This window comes from Flagellimonas oceanensis (assembly GCF_003992595.1).
Classification (GTDB): Bacteria; Bacteroidota; Bacteroidia; order Flavobacteriales; family Flavobacteriaceae; genus Flagellimonas; species Flagellimonas oceanensis.
Genome location: NZ_RZNA01000046.1, coordinates 1,201 through 2,166, shown reverse-complemented (window position 1 = coordinate 2,166; position 966 = coordinate 1,201). Strand labels below are relative to the sequence as shown.

Annotated in this window: 1 protein-coding gene; it reads left to right on the top strand. The window is 55.2% G+C overall.

The features are described 5' to 3' along the window. Positions 1 to 966: IS21 family transposase (gene istA, locus EO132_RS13015; RefSeq protein WP_127138279.1), on the top strand; the 966-nt coding region annotated here is incomplete at both ends.

The following is a 966-nucleotide window of genomic DNA, read 5'->3' as shown; positions in this document are numbered from 1 at the left end:
GACGGGTTCAAGCTCTCCCAGTTCAGGTACTGGTACCGTGAATGGACAAAGGAGACATCGCCAGTGATGCACTTCACCCATAAGGCGGGCGACAAGCTCTTCATCGATTTTACGGGCAAAAAGCTCCATATAACGGACAAATATACGGGAGAGATCCAGGAACTCGAGGTATACCTGTGCGTACTGGGCAGCAGCCATTACACCTACGTGGAGGCCTGTCGGAGCCAGAAACTGGAGGACTTCATGCGATGTACCGAGAACGCACTGTGGTTCTATGGCGGGGTCCCCCGTGCCCTGGTGACCGACAACCTGAAGTCGGCAGTCACCAAGAGCAGCAGTTACGAGCCGAAGGTCAACGAGGCCTTTGCCGATTTTGCGGAGCATTACGATACCGCCGTGCTGCCGACAAGGGCCTACAGGCCAAGGGACAAGGCCATCGTGGAGAACGCGGTGCGCATTGTCTATACCAGGGTGTTCGCCCCTTTGCGCAACAGCACCTTCCACAGTGTGGGCGAGATCAACAGGGCCATCCTGGAACTGCTAAGGGCCCATAACAATATTTCCTTCAGGGGAAGGGAATACTCCAGGTGTTCCCTCTTCCGGGAAGTGGAGGTGCCGGAGCTCGGTCCCCTTCCCTTGAAACGATATGAGATAAGATCTTATGCAAAGGGAACGGTCCACAAGAACAGCCATATCTACCTTGGCAGGGACAAGCACTACTACAGTGTTCCCTACAGGCACATCGGCAAACAGGTGAAGATCGTCTACACGGACAGCTTCGTGGAGATATACCACAGGCACGAACGTTTGGCCGTCCATGAAAGAAAGAGGCAACGCTACGGCTATACCACCGCAGCGGAACATATGCCCTCCCACCACAGGTTCGTCAGCGAATGGAGCAGCGAGAAGTTCATCTCCTGGGCCGCGCACATCGGCGAGAACTGCAAGGGGTACATCATCGGGATA